The following is a 1365-nucleotide window of genomic DNA, read 5'->3' as shown; positions in this document are numbered from 1 at the left end:
GGGGTGCGGGGTGCGGGTGAGTGAGGTGTGGTGTGGTTCCCCCGGCAGGGGTCGGGAGTGTATGCGCAGGTGTTGGTGACCGGTTCGCTGTCCGTCGATCGGGTGAGTTCCACCATGTGTCGGGTCGGGTCGGGGGCGAGTGGGTGGAGTCGGTGGTCAGGTCCGGGACCGGGAGATGTCACGGGCGGTGTCTTCCGGAGCGGCTGTCGGGGGGCGTGCGGCCCGGGGGCGGTGTTGCTGTTGGTCGGCGTGGTTGGTTGGTGTCGTCACCACGGTTTCCCTTTCATCGGTTTTCCCGTGCGTGCCCGGGTTCGGAGGGGAGGGTCACCCGGTTCTCCCAGGGCTTCCACCGGGTTTCTGTCGGGCGGGGGACCCCGGAGGGCGCCGCGGGGGAAGGGGGTTCGGTGTGTCAGGATCGGCGGCATGAGCGAGGTGGATCCCTGGAGTGCCGACCGGGCCGAGGAGCCCGAGGAACTGTGGGTCTCCCGGGCCGGTGACGGTGGCGTGCGGGTGGTCACCCTCGCCGGGGAGATCGACTACCACAACAGGGCGGTCTTCGCCGAGGCACTCACGGTCCCGCCCGGCCCCCGTCCGTGGCTGGTGCTCGATATGCGGCGGGTGTCTTTCCTGGACTCCACCGGCCTCAACGCCCTGATCGCCGCCCACCGGGCCCTGGGCGCGGCCGGTGGGCGGCTGCGTCTGGTGGCCCCCACCGACATGATCAAACGCACCATGGGGATCGTCGGTATCGATGCCTTCATCGAATGCCGCGACACTCTCGACGAGGCACTGAAGGAATAGCTTTCCCCGGGCCCCGGGCCCGAGACCATCACCACCGTGCCCCGTGCCTCACCGCCGGAGACAGCGGCCAAGCCCCGCACGATCGCCTCTGCCGCCTCCCGCTGATGCGGCCGAAGCGTGAATTCCCCACCGGAATTCGATCCACTGGCCACCGGTTCTCCCCTCATCGAAACAGGCCACGAAAAACACCTCACGCGACAATCATCCCCGTCCGGAAAGGGCGGTGGCCGCATTTCCCAACACCTACCGGTGATGCATCACATCTGACCCGGTGGTTTTCACGCCACCCGACAGCACGCCCGGGGCGCCCCAAGTCCGTCAAGGCGATCGACCAGAAGAGACCATCCGTCCCTCGAACGGATGGTCCGGTGACCGTTCCCGCACCCGCCCACCACCGGGTCCGCCCCCGTGACCCGGGGCGCGGTGAATTGCGGAGCAATTCACCAAGGAATTCGCGGAGCGAATTCCCGGCATTTCCCGAAGGGGAATGCCCTCGAAAAGCGCGCAGTGCTTTTCGAGCCTACCGGGCCGCAGGCCCGTTGCGTCGTTCCTGCGAAGCAGGAC

1 protein-coding gene is annotated in these 1365 nt (G+C 68.0%); it reads left to right on the top strand.

What is annotated here, in order from left to right:
- Window positions 1–423: 423 nt before the first annotated feature.
- Window positions 424–801 (top strand): STAS domain-containing protein, encoded by a 378-nt coding sequence (locus FNQ90_RS23320; RefSeq protein ID WP_182608160.1) that lies wholly within the window; start codon window positions 424–426, stop codon window positions 799–801.
- Window positions 802–1365 lie beyond the last annotated feature (564 nt).

This window comes from Streptomyces alkaliphilus, from assembly GCF_014141535.1.
Classification (GTDB): Bacteria; Actinomycetota; Actinomycetes; order Streptomycetales; family Streptomycetaceae; genus Streptomyces; species Streptomyces alkaliphilus.
The sequence above is the reverse complement of the archived record's forward strand: the minus strand, read 5'-3'. Positions and strand labels throughout refer to the sequence as shown.

Coding starts and splice junctions, on each gene's coding strand:
- FNQ90_RS23320 (WP_182608160.1), top strand. CDS start 424: ATGAGCGAGGTGGATCCCTGGAGTGCCGACCGGGCCGAGGAGCCCGAG.